Annotated in this window: 14 protein-coding genes and 1 pseudogene; 9 read left to right on the top strand and 6 right to left on the bottom strand. The window is 68.2% G+C overall.

Annotated features, from left to right (window positions below; translation table 11 throughout):
• Window positions 1-12 precede the first annotated feature (12 nt).
• The 3 genes from AC5P66_RS10340 to AC5P66_RS10350 are packed head-to-tail and all read right to left on the bottom strand — an operon-like array spanning window position 13 to window position 3,463.
• Window positions 13-1,197 (bottom strand): ABC transporter permease, encoded by a 1,185-nt coding sequence (locus AC5P66_RS10340; RefSeq protein ID WP_197598725.1) that lies wholly within the window; start codon window positions 1,195-1,197, stop codon window positions 13-15.
• Window positions 1,194-1,940, bottom strand: coding sequence for an ABC transporter ATP-binding protein (locus tag AC5P66_RS10345; RefSeq protein ID WP_495216285.1), 747 nt, complete (start codon window positions 1,938-1,940; stop codon window positions 1,194-1,196). The genes AC5P66_RS10340 and AC5P66_RS10345 overlap by 4 nt, the downstream gene beginning before the upstream one ends.
• A complete protein-coding gene (locus AC5P66_RS10350; protein ID WP_099494944.1) occupies window positions 1,937-3,463 on the bottom strand; it encodes an alpha/beta hydrolase in 1,527 nt (508 codons plus the stop codon). The genes AC5P66_RS10345 and AC5P66_RS10350 overlap by 4 nt, the downstream gene beginning before the upstream one ends.
• A gap of 297 nt (window positions 3,464-3,760) precedes the next feature.
• Here AC5P66_RS10350 and AC5P66_RS10355 point away from each other — a divergent pair, with 297 nt between their 5' ends.
• The 3 genes and pseudogenes from AC5P66_RS10355 to AC5P66_RS10365 all read left to right on the top strand — a co-directional run.
• Window positions 3,761-4,246, top strand: a complete 486-nt coding sequence (locus tag AC5P66_RS10355) for a DUF1203 domain-containing protein (RefSeq protein WP_099494943.1) — start codon at window positions 3,761-3,763, stop codon at window positions 4,244-4,246.
• 233 nt (window positions 4,247-4,479) lie between these two features.
• Window positions 4,480-5,649, top strand: coding sequence for a lytic polysaccharide monooxygenase (locus tag AC5P66_RS10360; RefSeq protein WP_099494942.1), 1,170 nt, complete (start codon window positions 4,480-4,482; stop codon window positions 5,647-5,649).
• A 219-nt stretch (window positions 5,650-5,868) separates the two neighbouring features.
• Window positions 5,869-6,623: pseudogene (locus AC5P66_RS10365) on the top strand (lytic polysaccharide monooxygenase); the annotation flags it as partial.
• Window positions 6,624-6,751: 128 nt separating this feature from the next.
• Here the strand turns inward: AC5P66_RS10365 and AC5P66_RS10370 are convergent.
• Window positions 6,752-7,501, bottom strand: a complete 750-nt coding sequence (locus AC5P66_RS10370) for a ferredoxin--NADP reductase (protein ID WP_099494941.1) — start codon at window positions 7,499-7,501, stop codon at window positions 6,752-6,754.
• Between the two features lie 84 nt (window positions 7,502-7,585).
• On the opposite strand from AC5P66_RS10370, the gene AC5P66_RS10375 reads away from it, so the two are divergent.
• The 4 genes from AC5P66_RS10375 to AC5P66_RS10390 all read left to right on the top strand — a co-directional run bounded on the left by AC5P66_RS10375 (window position 7,586) and on the right by AC5P66_RS10390 (window position 11,321).
• Complete coding sequence (locus tag AC5P66_RS10375) at window positions 7,586-8,554, top strand: ABC transporter ATP-binding protein (protein ID WP_049413227.1); 969 nt, start codon at window positions 7,586-7,588, stop codon at window positions 8,552-8,554.
• Window positions 8,551-9,342 (top strand): ABC transporter permease, encoded by a 792-nt coding sequence (locus tag AC5P66_RS10380; protein ID WP_005411568.1) that lies wholly within the window; start codon window positions 8,551-8,553, stop codon window positions 9,340-9,342. Before AC5P66_RS10375 ends, AC5P66_RS10380 begins: the two co-directional genes overlap by 4 nt.
• A 159-nt stretch (window positions 9,343-9,501) precedes the next feature.
• Window positions 9,502-10,440 (top strand): 2-dehydropantoate 2-reductase, encoded by a 939-nt coding sequence (panE, locus tag AC5P66_RS10385; protein WP_099494940.1) that lies wholly within the window; start codon window positions 9,502-9,504, stop codon window positions 10,438-10,440.
• On the top strand, window positions 10,437-11,321 hold the full coding sequence (locus AC5P66_RS10390; protein WP_049413222.1) for an NAD-dependent epimerase/dehydratase family protein: 885 nt from the start codon (window positions 10,437-10,439) through the stop codon (window positions 11,319-11,321). Before panE ends, AC5P66_RS10390 begins: the two co-directional genes overlap by 4 nt.
• Window positions 11,322-11,376: 55 nt before the next feature.
• On the opposite strand, the gene AC5P66_RS10395 is transcribed toward AC5P66_RS10390, so the two are convergent.
• A complete protein-coding gene (locus AC5P66_RS10395; RefSeq protein ID WP_099485779.1) occupies window positions 11,377-12,174 on the bottom strand; it encodes a TatD family hydrolase in 798 nt (265 codons plus the stop codon).
• Between the two features lie 67 nt (window positions 12,175-12,241).
• On the opposite strand from AC5P66_RS10395, the gene hrpB reads away from it, so the two are divergent.
• Both hrpB and AC5P66_RS10405 read left to right on the top strand, forming a co-directional pair.
• Window positions 12,242-14,746: an ATP-dependent helicase HrpB gene (gene hrpB, locus AC5P66_RS10400; protein WP_495216286.1), complete on the top strand. Its 2,505-nt coding sequence runs from the start codon at window positions 12,242-12,244 to the stop codon at window positions 14,744-14,746.
• Between the two features lie 200 nt (window positions 14,747-14,946).
• Complete coding sequence (locus AC5P66_RS10405; RefSeq protein WP_019661686.1) at window positions 14,947-15,336, top strand: hypothetical protein; 390 nt, start codon at window positions 14,947-14,949, stop codon at window positions 15,334-15,336.
• Window positions 15,337-15,426: 90 nt separating this feature from the next.
• On the opposite strand, the gene AC5P66_RS10410 is transcribed toward AC5P66_RS10405, so the two are convergent.
• Window positions 15,427-15,966, bottom strand: coding sequence for a pseudouridine synthase (locus AC5P66_RS10410; protein WP_049413220.1), 540 nt, complete (start codon window positions 15,964-15,966; stop codon window positions 15,427-15,429).
• Window positions 15,967-16,086: the final 120 nt, after the last annotated feature.

The raw sequence follows: 16,086 nt of genomic DNA on the forward strand, positions 1-16,086 counted from the left end.
CCCCTTTTTGGGTCAACCAGAGATGGCCAGGCGCTCGTTGTGGTAGCGGCGCACGGCGGCGAACCACAGCACGGCGGCCAGGCCGAGGCTGGCGCCGAGGTAGATCGCCCAGACTGCCGGGGTGATGATCTCGTGGCGGATCACCTTCAGCAGCATCTGGTTCTGCGACAGGAACGGCACGGCGTACTGCCACATCTCGCTCTTCAGCGGATAGGCCACCAGTGCGTAGCCGGGCAGCATCGGCAGCAGCATCAGCCAGGTCATGTGGCTCTGCGCTTCCTTCATGCTCTTGGCCGCGGCCGACAGGAAGGTCAGCAGCGAGGTGCCGATCAGCAGCATCGGCAACATCACCAGCAGCATCTGCAGCATCGAGCCGACGTTCATGTTGAACTGGCGGCCGACGTTGCCGGGTGCGATCTGCGCGCTCACCTTGAACGCGACCAGAGTCAGCAGCAGCGACACGAAACCGACCACGCAGGCGGCGGCGATCTTGCCGCTGACGATCGCGCTGCGCGAACCCGGCGTGGCCAGCAGTGGCTCCAGCGACTGCCGCTCGCGCTCGCCGGCGGTGGCATCCATGACCAGGTAGGCGCCACCGATGAACGAGGTCAGCGTCAGCAGTACCGGCAGCAGCATCGACAGGATCATGCCGCGCTTGGCCTCGGCACTGGCCAGGTCCTGGCGCGCCACGTCCAGCGGGCGTGCCACCTGCGCGTCGATGCCGCGTGCCATCAGGCGCAAGGCACCGACCTGGCCGTTGTAAGTGGCCAGCGCCGCCTCCAGGCGTGCACTGGGTACTTCGGCCGCGCGACGCGTGCTGTCCTTGATCACCTCCACCAGCGCCGGCTTGCCCTCGGCCCAGTCCCTGCCGAAGTCATCGCCGATGCGCAGCGCCACATCGATGTCCTGGGTGCGGATGGCCTCGGCCAGGTCCTTCGGTGCCGGTGCGGCATTGAGGCCCTGCGCGGCGAGGAAGCGCACCAGGTTCGGCGCGTTCTCGGCGCCGATGGTCGGGATCTGCAACGGCTCTTCGATCTGGGTACGCACCCGGCTCTCGGCCAGCTTGCCCATGCCCAGCAGCAGCACCGGGTACAGCAGCGGTCCGAACAGCAGGGTCAGCAGCAGCGTGCGGCGGTCACGCGACAGGTCGCGCAGTTCCTTGCGCATCACCGTCATCAGGGTCGACATCATGCTCATGCGTGCAGGCCCTCTTCGCTGCCGATCAGTTTCACGAACGCATCTTCCAGGTTGGCTTCGCCGGCCTGCGCACGCAGCTCGTCGGCGCTGCCGGCAGCCATCACCGTGCCCTTGGCGATGATCACGATGTGGTCACACAACGCCCCCACCTCCTGCATGATGTGGCTGGACAGGATCACGCAGCGCCCCTCTTCGCGCAGGCCCAGCAGGAAGCGGCGCAGTGCGCGCGTGGTCATCACGTCCAGGCCATTGGTCGGTTCATCCAGGATGACGTTGCGCGGGTCGTGCACCAGCGCGCGGGCAATCGCGGTCTTGGTGCGCTGGCCCTGCGAGAAGCCATCGGTCTGCCGGTCGAGGATGTCACCCATGTCCAGCGCGTGCGACAGCACCTCGATGCGTTCGCGGATGCGCTCGGCCGACAGGCCGTGCAGTTCGCCGAAGTAGGCGATGTTCTCGCGCGCGGTCAGGCGCTTGTAGACGCCACGCGCATCGGGCAGCACGCCGAGGTGGCGACGTACCTCCACCGGATTGCGCGCCGCATCGATGCCATCGACAGTGATGCTGCCCTGGTCGGGCGTCATCAGTGTGTAGAGCATGCGCATGGTGGTGGTCTTGCCGGCACCGTTGGGGCCGAGCAGGCCGGTGATCTGCCCATCCGGGGCGCGGAAGCCGACGTTGGCGACCGCCTGGATGCGGCCCGTGCGGGTATCGAAGGCCTTGTGCAGGTTGTCGGCGACGATCATGGTTCCCATCCGTTGAACGAGGTGAACGCCGGCACGTAGCTCAGCGTGTCCAGGCAGCCGGCATCCAGCGCCTTGGCATCGGTCTTGTCGATGAACTGTCCGAGCAGGCGCGGCATGCAGCCGGCGGTCAACGTGCCATGGCCCTGGCCACGGGCGACCAGCGCACGGCCGTTGGGCAGGCCCTTGAGCACCTGTGCGGCGTAGCGCGGTGGCGTCACCGGGTCCAGCTCACCGGACAGCAGCAGTGCCGGCACGTCGCTGCGCAGCGGCACGGCATCGGTTGCCGGCGCCGGACGGTGCGGCCACACCGGGCAGGCCGCGAAGAACGCACTGGCCACCTCGTTGCCGAACAGCCGCTCGGGATCCTCGGCCGGCGCGTGGTAGCGCGGCGCATCCTCGCTGCAGATCACCGACCACTGCATGCCGCGGTTGATCTGGAAATCCATGCTGCGGTTCGCGCCGCGCGCCAGCGATGCCAACGGGGCATACCGCCCGTGTGCGGCTTCATCCAGCACCAGTGGCAGCAGCGAGGAATACTGCGGCACGTAGGAGAAGGCGAAGGCAAGGCCGACCACGCTGTCCGGCGTCAGGACATCCTGCCGGGGTGCGTTGGTACCCGGGTCGCGATACTCGACCGAGACCGGTGCACGGCGCAGGGTGTCGACCACGCTGCGCAGCTGCGCGCGGGTATCGGTCGGGAAACGCTTGCTGCATGCGGCATCCTTGCGGCACTGCGCCGACTGCAGGGCGATCGCATCCTCGAAGGTGGTTGCGAAGTCGCCACCGACCACCAGCTCGTTCGGTACCACGCCATCGATGACGATGCTGCGGGTGTGCTGCGGGTAGGCCCCGGCATAGCGCTGGGCCACGCGGGTACCGTAGGAGCCGCCAACCAGGTTGAGCTGGTCCACACCGAGCGCCGTACGCACCGCATCCAGATCGGCGATCGCCTCGGTGGTGGTGTAGAAGCGCGCATCGGCACGCCCCTGCAGCGATGCGGCACAGCGCTGGGCGTAGTCGCGCAGCGAAGCCTCGGAAGGCGCGGCATCCTCGTCCAACTGCAGCGGCTTGCCGTCCGCGCCCAGGCAGCTGAGCGGGTTGGAGCCGCCGGTGCCGCGCTGGTCGATCAGGAACACGTCGCGCTGCTTGCGCACCTGGCGCAGTGCAGTATCGACGATGACCGCCACCTCGCTGGCCGCCTGGCCGGGGCCGCCGGCCAGGAAGAACACCGGGTCGGGCTGGCTGGCGCCGCTGCTGCCCGACTCCAGCCAGGCAATGCGCAGGCCGATCCGGCGGCCATCGGGCTGGGCCCGGTCCTCCGGCACCTGCAGGGTGGCGCACTGCGCCTCCACGTTGGCGCTGGCGCCTTCGGTGGACAGCGTGCAGGGCTGGAAGTCGATCGTGCCGAAGCGGCGGCTGGGTGCATCGCTGGCGCTTCCGGCGTCGGCCGGCGCCGGCTGGCTGCACCCGGCAAGCATCAGGCTGGCCAGCATCCCGGCCAGCGCGAGGTGGTGTCTTTGCATCGTGCTCGTTTCCCCCTGGAGGACGTTCCTGTCGACCACGACGGGCTGCCGCGGAAGATGTGACCCAACTTACACGGGCAGCGTGCCGACGGCGATGGGCAATGACGAATCCGCCGCCAACGGCGCGCAGACCAGGCGGTCCCGCCCCTCGGCCTTGGCCGGCACAGGGCGGCATCGGCGGCGGCCCGCAGCGCCCCATGGGCCAGTGCCCCGGCCCGACGGCGATGCGGGGTCTGAAAACGGCGAGCACGGCCGCCGGCGCACGCGCAGAATCCGCCGCAGACCCAGGAGACGCCCATGCTCACGTGGTACCTCAGTGGCATCGACCATCGCCCCTTCCTGCACCTGTTCGAGATGAGCGACAGTGCGCTCGCCGCGCTCGGCATCCAGCGTCGCTGGGCCGGCGCCAACGGCGGACATCCCTGCCGGATCAGCCTGAGCGATCCCGCGCCTGGCAGCGAGCTGCTCCTGCTGTCCCACGTCCACCTGCCGCTGCATTCGCCGTATCGCGCCGCCGGCCCGATCTTCGTGCAGCGCGGCGCGACCCGTTGCGTCCTGCCGCCGGACGAGGTGCCCCCGTATGTGCAGCGCCGGTTGATTTCGATGCGTGCCTATGACCACACCGCGCTGATGTACGGTGCCCAGGTCTGTGCGGGCACCGAGGTGGCCGGCCATCTGGATGCACTGTTTGCCGACCCGTCGGTGGCGTTCGTCCAGCTGCACAACGCGGCGCATGGCTGTTTCTCGTGCCAGGCAGATCGGGTGGGTACCGAGACTGCGTAGCGTGATCTCCATGACGTGATCGATGCCACGCCGATCACGTGACATCCAGCGCATCCGTTCAGCCCTGCGTGAAGCCTGCGGGAAGGGCTTCACATGCGCAGTCACGGATCGGCACTTCGATGGTTCCGTCGCCTGCATCGCGACTCGATACTCGCCGTGGTGCCGCCGGAAGTCCGCCGCGCAGCGCAGCTCCTGCGGTCACCGTTCCCTTTCGACGACCACAAGGATGCGCCATGTCATTCCGATCCACACCGCTGCTGCTGGCCACCTCGTTCGTTGCTGCGGGCCTGTGCCTGGCCGGCAACGCGTTCGCCCACGGCACCATGACCACGCCGGTCAGCCGCGTCTACGCCTGTTTCCAGGGCAACCCCGAGAACCCGACCAACCCGGCCTGTGCCGCGGCCAAGGCCATCGGCGGTTCGCAGGCGTTCTACGACTGGAACGGCATCAACCAGGCCAATGCCAACGGCAACCACCAGGCCGTGGTACCCGACGGCAAGCTGTGCAGCGGCAACAACCCGACCTTCCGCGGTCTGGACGTGAACCGCAGTGACTGGCAGACCACGCCGATCCAGCCCGATGCCAATGGCAGGTTCACCTTCGTGTTCAAGGCGACCGCGCCGCACGCCACCCGTGACTGGCGCTTCTTCGTCACCCGCGAAGGCTGGCAGCCGGGCAGCCCGCTGCGCTGGGCCGACCTGCAGGAGTTCTGCACGCTGGGCAATACACCGTTGTCGGCCGACGGCACCTACAAGCTGCAATGCACGTTGCCGCAGCGCACCGGCCAGCATGTGATCTACAACACCTGGCAGCGCTCGGATTCGACCGAGGCGTTCTATACCTGCATGGACGTGCGCTTCCAGGGCGGCGGAGGGACCGCACCGGCACCGCAATGGCAGGACGCCGGCCCGATCACCGCGCGCGGCGAGCTGCCGGTCGGCACCACGTTGGCGCTGCGCGTGTTCAATGCCAACGGCAATGATGTCGAACGCGTGGAAGCCACGCTGGCCAGCGGCCAGACCGCCCCCGCACAGTGGCCGCTGGCACTCGCCCGCAAGGTCAATGCCAGTGCCCAGCACGCGCGCGTGGGCGTGCTTGCCGATGGCGTGATCACGCCGGCCGCCTCGGCCACCGACAACCGGGTGTACCTGAAGGACGGCAACCGCTTCCAGCTCGATACCCAGGTGCCCGACCCGGGCACGCCGTCGCCGGGCGGTGATTTCGACCACGTGTACCCTGCGGGCATTGGCAGCTACATCCCCGGCCAGACCGTGGTGAAGGGTGCCGACGGCAAGCTGTACGCGTGCCGCCCGTTCCCGGAAGGTGCGTGGTGCAACGTCAATGCCGAGGCATATCGCCCCGGTGTGGGCAGTGCATGGCGCGATGCTTGGGTGCCCTACTGACCCGTTGTAGAAGGCGGTGCGGATCGCGCCGCCTTCTGCCTGGGCCGCAGTGCTTTGAGCAGCGTGCTGCAGATCAGGCACGACAGCCACTGAAATCAAACTTGTCCGGTATTTCCGGCCTGTCTGCATGTGAAGACTCCATGGGGTTTCCCCACACCTCGCAAGGGAATCTCTGCATGCACCTGTCCCATCAGGCAGTCCTCGCACTGTCCGTCGTTGACGGACTGGCCGACCACGCCGATCCGCGCCGACGCGCGCGGCCGATACACCTTCGAGTTCCATGCCCCGGCCCCGCATGCCACCCGCGAGTGGAAGTTCTATGTCACCCGTGAGGGCCGGCAGCCGGGCAGCCCGCTGCACTGGGCCGACCTGCAGGAGTTCTGCACCCTGGGCAACGTGCCGGTGGATGGCAAGACCTACAAGCTGGATTGCCCTCTGCCCAAGCGCCGCCGCCGCAGTGGCAGGATGCCGGTCCAGTCACCGCCCGCGGTGCGCTGGAGACAGGCACCACGCTGACCCTGCGCGTGTTCAATGCCAACGGCAACGATCTGGAGCGCCCGGAAGTGACTCTGGCCGCCGGCCAGACCGCTCCGGCGCAGTGGCCGATGGTGCTGGCCCGCAAGGTCAAGGGCTGCGGCCAGCACGCCCGCATCGGTGTGATGAAGAATGGTGTGATCACGCCGGTGGCGTCCGCCATCGAGAACCGCGTGTACCTGAAACCGGGCAACCGCTTTGAACTGGAAACCCGGATTCCGGGCCCGGTCGATCCGGTCGATCCGCCGGGTGGCGATTTCGACTTCGTGTATCCGGCCGGCCTCGGCAGCTACACGCCGGGCGAGACCGTGGTAAAGGGCACCGACGGCAAGCCGTATGCCTGCCGCCCGTTCCCGGACGGTGCGTGGTGCAACATCAATGCCGACGCCTATCGCGCGGGCACCGGCTCTGCCTGGCGTGATGCCTGGATCGCGTGCTGAGGCCGGGCACCGGGGGCGGCGTGGGGTCGCCTCCGGTTTCCAGGGTTGCCGGCCAGTGCGATTGCCGGCCAGCGGCCGGCACTACCGGGTTCGTGCGGTTGCCGGCCAGCGGCCGGCACCACCCAGGCCTATTTGCTGCTGACGTACTTCTCGCGGCGGATCTGCGGGTTGCCCAGGCCGGCGGCCTTCAGCAGCTCGGCGCAGGCATCGACCATGTCCGGGTTGCCGCACAGGTAGGCGATGTCGGTGGCCGGGTCCGGCGTGAAGCCGGCCAGCGCCTGCTGCACGTAGCCGTGCTGTACGTCCGGGTGCGGTTCGGCCGGCAGTTCGCGCGACAGGCACGGAACATAACGGAAGTTCGGATGCTTTTCGGCGAAGCTGTAGAAGTCCTCGCTGTACAGCAGCTCGCCGGGGCTGCGCGCGCCCTGCAGCAGCACGATCTGCACACCGCGTTCGGCCATGGCCTTTTCCAGCAGCGGCAGCATGGAACGGTACGGGGTAACGCCGGTACCGGTGGCGATCAGCAGGTAACGGGCGTTGTGGTCACCGGGATTCAGGCAGAACCGGCCATAGGGGCCGGACGCACTGATCTGGCTGCCCTGCTCCAGTGCCTCGAACAGGGCCGTGGCAGCGCCACCAGGCACGAAACTGACCGCGATATCCACCGCCTCGCCCGGGCCCAGCGCATGGTCGTGGATGGTCGCCAGCGAGTAGCTGCGCTTGGTTTCGGTGCCGTCGGCGTAGTTGAAATGGACCTGGATGAACTGGCCGGGCTGGAAATCCAGCGGCTGCCCATCGTCACGCACGAACTGGTAGTGGCCGACGGTCGGGGCCAGCATGCGGCAGCCGACCAGCTTGAGGGGGAATTGAACAGGCACGACTTTTCGGGACAGTGTGTAGCCGGGGCAAGCCCTCGGGGTCTTCTATAATAGCCCCTCCCCGCCCCTCTCCAGCGCCAGCCCATGGGCGCGAAGGCTTCGAGCTTGGCATCCCAGAACGATACGGCGCCCGCCCTGCGCGTGCGCGACCTGCGCAAGACCTATGACAACGGCACCCAGGCCCTGAAGGGCGTTTCCCTGGAAGTGGCCCCGGGCGACTTCTTCGCCCTGCTCGGCCCCAACGGGGCCGGCAAGTCGACCCTGATCGGCATCATCAGCTCCCTGGTCAACCTCAGCGAGGGCCAGGTGGAGGTGTTCGGCAGCGACCTGGTGCGCAACCGCAGCGCCACCATGCGCCTGATCGGGCTGGTGCCGCAGGAAATCAACTTCAACCTGTTCGAGAAGCCCTTCGACATCCTGGTGAACTACGCCGGCTTCTACGGCGTGCCACGCGAGGAAGCCGAAAAGCGCGCCGAGGAAGAGCTGAAGCGCGCACACCTGTGGGAAAAGGCGCAGGTGATGAGCCGCACGCTGTCCGGCGGCATGAAGCGCCGGCTGATGATCGCCCGCGCGATGATGACCCGCCCGCGGCTGCTGATCCTGGACGAACCCACCGCCGGCGTGGACATCGAGATCCGCCGCGACATGTGGCGCGTGCTGAAGGAGATCAACGGTGCCGGCACCACGATCATCCTCACCACCCACTACCTGGAAGAGGCCGAGTACCTGTGCCGCCACCTGGCGATCATCAACCATGGCCAGATCGTCGAGCAGGGGCCGATGCGCACCCTGCTGGCCAAGCTGGACGTGGAAGGCTTCCTGCTGGACATCGACGGTGACCTGCCGGCGCAGCTGCCGGTGATCGAGGGCGCGACGCTGACCGCGCCGGACCCGCACACGCTGGACATCGACATGCCACGCGCGATGGACCTCAACCGCGTGTTCGCCACGCTCAATGAGTCCGGTATCCGCGTGCGTTCGATGCGTACCAAGAGCAACCGCCTGGAGGAGCTGTTCGTGCGCCTCACCGGCAACATGGAGAAGCCCGCATGAGCACCACCGAGCTGACCGACGGCCAGCGCAACCGCATCGCGCTGATGACCATCGTGCGCCGCGAAGTCGCCCGCATCATGCGCATCTGGGGCCAGACCCTGGTGCCGCCGGCGATCACCATGACCCTGTACTTCCTGATCTTCGGCAACCTGATCGGGTCGCGCGTGGGTGACATGGGTGGCTACACCTACATGCAGTTCATCGTGCCGGGCCTGGTGATGATGAGCGTGATCCAGAACAGCTACGGCAACATCAGTTCCTCGTTCTTCGGTGCCAAGTTCGGCCGCCACGTCGAAGAACTGCTGGTCAGCCCGATGCCGAACTGGGTGATCCTGTGGGGCTATGTGGCCGGCGCGGTGCTGCGCGGCCTGATGGTGGGCGTGATCGTGCTGATCATCGCGATGTTCTTCACCCCGGTGCGCATCCCGCACCCGCTGGTGATGCTGACCACGGTGATCCTGGGCGCGACGATCTTCTCGCTGGCCGGCTTCATCAACGCGGTGTACGCCAAGAAGTTCGATGACGTGGCGATCGTGCCGACCTTCATCCTGACCCCGCTGACCTACCTGGGTGGCGTGTTCTATTCGGTGAAGCTGCTGCCGGGCTGGGCCGAAGCGGCCACGCACGCGAACCCGATCTTCTACATGGTCAACGCGTTCCGCTATGGCCTGCTGGGCAGCAGCGATGTGCCGCTGCCGGTAGCCTACGGCCTGATGATCGGTTTCGTGGTGGTGCTGACGGCGCTGGCGCTGTGGCTGCTGCGCCGTGGCGTGGGCATGCGCAGCTGAGACCTGCGTGGTAGTGCCGGCCGCTGGCCGGCGACACTGGATCCACGCCATGCGTGAATGCAGCAGCCTGTAGAGCCGAGCCTATGCTCGGCTCTTTTTTTGCCTGCAATCTCCGGCACAATCGCAGTTCTGATTCCCCCAGAAAACGGTGAACGTGCAATGCGCATCCTGATCCTCGGCGCCGGCGGTACCGGCGGTTACTTCGGTGGCCGCCTGGCCCAGGCCGGCGCGGACGTGACCTTCCTCGTGCGCCCCGCGCGCGCCGCGCAGCTGGACCATGATGGCCTGGTCATCCGCAGCCCACTGGGTGATGCGCGCTTCCCGGTTCAGCACGTCACTGCTGATGCACTGCCCGCACTGGCCGCGCAGCAGCCCTTCGACCTGGTCATCCTCAGCTGCAAGGCCTACGACCTGGACAGTTCGATCGATGCCATCGCCCCGGCAGTCGGCGCGAACACCACCGTGCTGCCGATCCTCAATGGCCTGCACCACTACAACGCACTGGATCTGCGCTTTGGCCGCGACGCGGTACTCGGCGGCCTGTGCTTCATCAGCGCCACCAAGGCGCCCGATGGCGCGGTGCTGCATCTGGGCAAGCCGGCCAAGCTCACCTTCGGCGAGCGCGACGGCGGCGCGATCTCCGCGCGCGTGCGCGCCTTCGCTGCGGTCTGCGCGAAGGCCAACCTTGACCACCTGGCCAGCGAACGCATCGGCCAGGAACAGTGGATCAAGTACACCTTCCTGACCGCGCTGGCCGCGGCCACCTGCCTGCTGCGCGCGGATATCGGCACCATCGTCGCCACCGATGATGGCGAGGCGATCGTACGTGGCCTTTACGACGAGTGCCTGGCCGTCGCCGAAGCCGCCGGTGAACCAGTTCCGGAGGCAGCGCAGGACACCGCGCGCGGCACGCTGACCCAGGCCGGCTCGGCGCTGAAGGCCTCGATGCTGCGCGATCTGGAGGCCGGCCAGCAGGTGGAAGCGGAACAGATTGTCGGCGACATGCTGGCGCGTGCGCGAACGGCCGATCAGGAGGCCCTGCTGCTGCAGGTTGCCTACAGCAGCCTGCAGGCCTACCAGGCACTGCGGGTCGCGTGACTCCCGCATTGCAGGCCAGCCCGTTGCCCGCGCGGGTACTGATTCTCGGGCTGGGCTGGAGCGGACGCGTGCTGGCCGCGCAGCTGCAGGCGCGGGGCGTAGCCGTGTCCGGCACGGTGCGCGACCCGTCTGCGGCACCGCACGATGGCCTGCTGCGACACCCGCTTCGAGCTGACACCGCACCGTCACCTGCCCTGCTCGAAGAGATCGCGCAGGCCGATGCCGTGCTGTGCAGCGTGCCGCCGGATGCTGAAGGGGACCCGGCACTGCGCCTGCTGCTGCCCGCGCTGCAGGCCAGCCCGGCATTGCGCTGGGTCGGCTATCTGTCGTCGACCTCGGTGTATGCCGACCGCGCCGGCGGTTGGATCGACGAGCGCAGCGCGGCCGACGCCACTGAAACGGCTGGCGTGCAGCGCCTGCTCGCGGAAGCACAGTGGCGTGCACTGGCCGGACAACGCGGCATCGCCTCAGCGGTGTTCCGCCTGCCCGGCCTGTACGGGCCGGGTCGCAATGCGCTGGTGCAGTTGGCGCAGGGGCGTGCACGCCACGTGGTTCGCCCGGGCCAGGTGTTCAACCGGCTGCACGTGCAGGATCTGGCCGCGGTGATCATCGCGGCGATGCAGCGACCGGTAGCGCAGGGGATGTACCTGCCCAGCGATGACGAGCCGGCACCACCGCAGGATGTGCTGGCCTTCGCCGCGAAGCTGGGCGGGTTTGCGATGCCACCTGCCGTGGCGTGGGACGACCCTGCACTCAGCCCGACGCTACGCCGCTTCTACGAGAGCAACAAGCGCATCGACAGCCGTGGCACGCGTGAAGCGCTGGCGTGGCAGCCGCGCTTCCCCAGCTACCGTGAGGGCCTGCGCGACCTGCTCCGGTAGTGCCGGCCGCTGGCCGGCACCACGGTTGATTGCCGGCCAGCGGCCGGCACTACCATCAACCCGCGTCGGGCAGGCGGAAGAACGCGCGGGCGGCCGCCGTGGCATTGGCCGCGGTCACCGCAACGTCCTCGCCACGGTCACGTGCCAGCTCTTCCACGATGTGCGACAGGAACATCGGCTCGTTGCGCCGGTCCTTCGGCATCGGCTTCAGCGTGCGCGGCAGCAGGTACGGCGCGTCGGTCTCGATCATCAGGCGGTTGGCCGGGATGTTCTTCACCAGTTCGCGCAGGTGCGCGCCACGGCGTTCGTCGCAAAGCCAACCGGTGATACCGATGTACCAGTCCTGATCCAGGTAATCGAACAGCTCATCGCGTTCGCCGGTGAAGCAATGCACCACCGCCGGGCCGATGCGACCTTCGAAATTCTTCATCTGTGCCATGAAGTCGGCATGCGCATCACGCTGGTGCAGGAACAGCGGCTTGCCATTGTCCGCAGCCAGCTGCAGCTGGCGCTCGAACGCACGGTGCTGGGCCGGGCGCGGTGAGAAGTCACGGAAGTAGTCCAGCCCGCACTCCCCCACCGCCACCACTTCCGGATGGGCGTGCAGCGCGCGCATCTCGGCATCGCATTCCTCGGTGTATTCCACCGCGTGGTGCGGGTGCACGCCGGCGGTGGCGTACAGGAAACCGGGGTGCTGCTGGGCCAGCTGCACCGCCAACGGCGAATGCTCGCGGCTGGCGCCGGTGATGACCATCTGCACCACGCCGGCCTGCCGCGCGCGGTCCAGCACGGCATCGCGGTCGCGGTCGAAGGAGTCGTGGGTCAGGTTGGCGCCGATATCGATCAGGTGCATGGTCATCGCGGGGGAAAAGTGCCCGCGCATTGTACCTGCGCCCGCCGTGCCCCCTTATCCTTTGCACATGACCGCCCCGCTCTTCCCGATTTCCCCGCTGCTGCCGCAGATCCAGCAACACCTGGCCACACAGTCGCGACTGGTGCTGGAGGCCCCGCCCGGTGCCGGCAAGACCACCCAGGTGCCACTGGCACTGCTCGACGCACCGTGGCTGCAGCGCCGCAAGATCATCCTGCTGGAACCACGCCGGGTCGCCGCCCGCAGCGCCGCGCTGTTCATGGCGCGGCAGCTGGGCGAGGAGGTCGGTGGCACGGTCGGCTACCGCATCCGCTTCGAAAACAAGGTTTCGGCGCGCACGCGCATCGAGGTCGTCACCGAAGGCATCCTGACCCGCATGCTGCAGGACGACCCGATGCTGGAAGAGGTCGGGGCAATCCTGTTCGACGAGTTCCACGAACGCCATCTCAGTGGCGACCTCGGGTTGGCGCTGGCACTGGACGTGCAGGCACAGCTGCGCGATGACCTGCGCCTGGTGGTGATGTCGGCCACGCTGGACGGGGAGCGGCTGGCGCGCTTCCTCGATGCACCGCGGCTGAGCAGCGAGGGCCGCAGTTACCCGGTGGCGATCAGCCACTTCCCGGCGCGCCGCGATGAAGCACTCGAGCTGCAGGTGCGCCGCGCGGTGCAGCAGGCCCTGGTCGAGCACCCCGGTGACCTGCTGGTGTTCCTGCCCGGCCAGCGCGAGATCGCGCGGGTGCAGGCTGGCCTGCAGGAATCGCTCAATGGCGATGTCGAGGTCCTGGCCCTGCACGGTGAGCTGCCGGTGGAACAACAGGCGCGTGTACTTCAGGTGGCCAGCGATGGACGCCGTCGCGTGGTGCTGGCCACCAACGTCGCCGAGTCGTCGGTGACGTTGCCCGGCGTGCGCGTGGTGATCGACAGCGGCCAGGCACGCGAACCGCGCTACGACCCCAACAGTGGTTTCACCCGGCTGGATGTGGTGGCCATCGCGCAGGCATCGGCCGACCAGCGCGCCGGCCGCGCCGGCCGCGTCGCCGAGGGCATGGCCTGGCGGCTGTGGCCACAGTCGCAGAGGCTGGAACCGCAGCGCCGCGCCGAGATCGACCAGGTGGAACTGGCCGGACTGGCACTGGAACTGGCAGCCTGGGGCAGCAGCGACCTGCGCTTCCTCGATCCGCCACCTGCCGGCCCGATGGGCGCCGCGCGCGAACTGCTGCAGCGGCTGGGCGCGCTGTCCAGCAGTGGCGCGATCACCGCACTCGGCCGCCGCGTACTGGCGCTGGGCACGCATCCACGGATGGCGGCGATGCTGCTGGCAGCGCCCGATGCACGCGCGCAGGCGCTTGCCGCCGATCTGGCCGCGCTGTTGGAAGCGCGCGATCCGCTGCGCCAGGGCGGCGACGCGCTGGCGGCCCGCTGGCGCGCACTGGCCGCGTTCCGTAACGGCCGCGCGCCGGTGGACGCCAATCGCAGCGGGCTGGCCGCCATCGATACTGCCGCCAAGCAGTGGCGACGACGCCTGCGCTGCGAGACCGCGCCGCCGTCCAGCATCGAGGCGCACGAACTCGGTGACCTGCTCGCACACGCTTTCCCCGACCGGATCGGTTTCCAGCATCCCAGCGATCCCCTGCGCTACCTGCTGGCCAATGGCCGCAGCGCGCGCCTGCACGAACTGAGCGACCTGCGCGGCGAGCCCTGGCTGGTGGCCAGCGAACTGCGCTTCGAAGCGCGCGATGCGTTGTTGCTACGTGCCGCACCGGTGGATGAAAGTGCTCTGCGCAAGGCGTGGCCGGAGCGCTTCGTCACCGAAGACGTAGTGCGTTGGGACAGCGAACGCCGCGCCCTGGTGGCGCTGCGCGAGACCCGTTTCGACCGCATCGTGCTCGACAGCCGCTCGGCCGGGCGGGTCGATCCGCAGCATGCCGCGCAGGCGCTGACCGATGCGGTAGCCGAACTCGGCCTGCAGGCCTTGCCGTGGACCGAAGGCCTGCGCCAGTGGCAGGCCCGTGTCGAATCGCTTCGACGCTGGATGCCGGAACTGGATCTACCCGACTGCAGCGATGCGGCCCTGCTGGCCAACCGTGCACAGTGGCTGCAGCCCGCGTTCGCCGGCAGGACGCGACTGGATGCGCTGGATGAATCCAGCTTCGGCGAAGCGTTGAAGTCGCCCTTGGAGTGGTCACAACGGCAGCTGGTCGAGCGTCATGCACCGACCCGCATCACTGTGCCGTCCGGGCTGGAGCGGCCGATCACCTATGCGCTGGACAGCGAGACTGGCGACCCGCTGCCGCCAGTGCTGGCGGTGAAGCTGCAGGAACTGTTCGGCCTGGCCGACACGCCGCGCATCGCCGATGGCCGCGTGCCGCTGACCCTGCACCTGCTCTCCCCCGGCGGCCGTCCGCTGCAGGTCACCCAGGACCTGCGCAACTTCTGGGAAAACACCTACGCCGAAGTGAAGAAGGAAATGAAGGGCCGTTACCCGCGCCATCCGTGGCCGGACGATCCGTGGACCGCCACAGCCACGCACCGTGCCAAGCCGCGTGGAACCTGACGGGTAGTGCCCGCCGTTGGCCGGCAGCCCCCTGGCACCAGGCAGAGAGCATTGCCGGCCAGCGGCCGGCACTACCGGTTTGCGACCCTGCCTGATCCTGAATGGCTGCGATAGAGTCACACCACGTGCGTCCCTGACTGACATACCGTTTACGGGCAACGCGCGACACTGGACTTCGACCCGAGGCAAAGGACCCCCGCATGAGCAAGCTGACCGTAATCACCGACCGCGCTCTGGAGCGCGCCCTGGACCTGGCCCACAGCGCCGGCGACGGCCTGAAGAGTGCCGGTGGCAGCCTGCGCCACCTCGGGCCGCAGGCCAGTGACTGGATCAAGACCGGCGCGGCGCTGGGCGCCGTCAAGACCGGTGGCAAGGTGGCCACCAAGTTCGCCCGGCGCAACCCGGCGGTGACCATTGCCGCCGCTGCCGTCGGTGTCGGCCTGCTCGGCTACGCGCTGTACCGCAAGCAGCAGAAGAAAAAGGCCGCCAACGGCCACGTGGTGAATGGCCAGGCACAGCGCATCAATGCGCGTGACCGCCGCAACGACACCGTGGTGGACGAGCACAGCGATATCGGCAGCGACGCCTGAGTCTGCCGGGGTCGGCTCCCTTCCGCAGGATCTGAGCCCATCAGCCCGCTATGAGGGCCGGATACCGTAGGGTATCCGGCCTTTTCTGTTTCAGCCGATCTGCCGCCACTGCCCCGGCTGCAGGTCGTCCAGCCGGTAGGGGCCCATCGACACGCGGACCAGCCGCAGCGTCGGCAGGTTCACCGCCGCGGTCATCCGCCGCACCTGGCGGTTGCGGCCCTCGCGGATCGTGATCGCCAGCCAACTGTCGGGCACGGTCTTGCGGAATCGTACCGGAGGATCGCGCAACCACAACGCCGGCGCCGGATCGAGGCGTTCGATCTTCGCCGGCAGGGTCGGACCGTCGTTCAGCTCGACGCCGTCGCGCAGCCGCTGCAACTGCTCGTCACCGGGCGTGCCTTCCACCTGCACCCAGTAGGTCTTGTCGGCCTTGTGCCTGGGGTCGGTCAGCTTGTGCGCCAGCGTGCCATTGTCGGTCAGCAGCAGCAGGCCCTCACTGTCATGGTCGAGCCGACCGGCGGCATACACCCGCGGCGGCAGACCGAATCCCGCCAGGGTCGGCCGCGGCGGCACGCTGCGGTCGGTGAACTGGCAGAGCACGTTGAAGGGCTTGTTGAAGGCGATCAGCATTGCGGGCACGGCAGGCGGCGGGTACGCCATTGTCCCACGCCGCGCCACGCACCACGTCCCTGTGCAGCCGAGCAAGGGCCCGGCTCCACAACGTCAACGCGCGCACGGCATGCGACGTGC

The sequence above is a fragment of the Stenotrophomonas sp. YJH_SMC_122 genome (assembly GCF_059369535.1).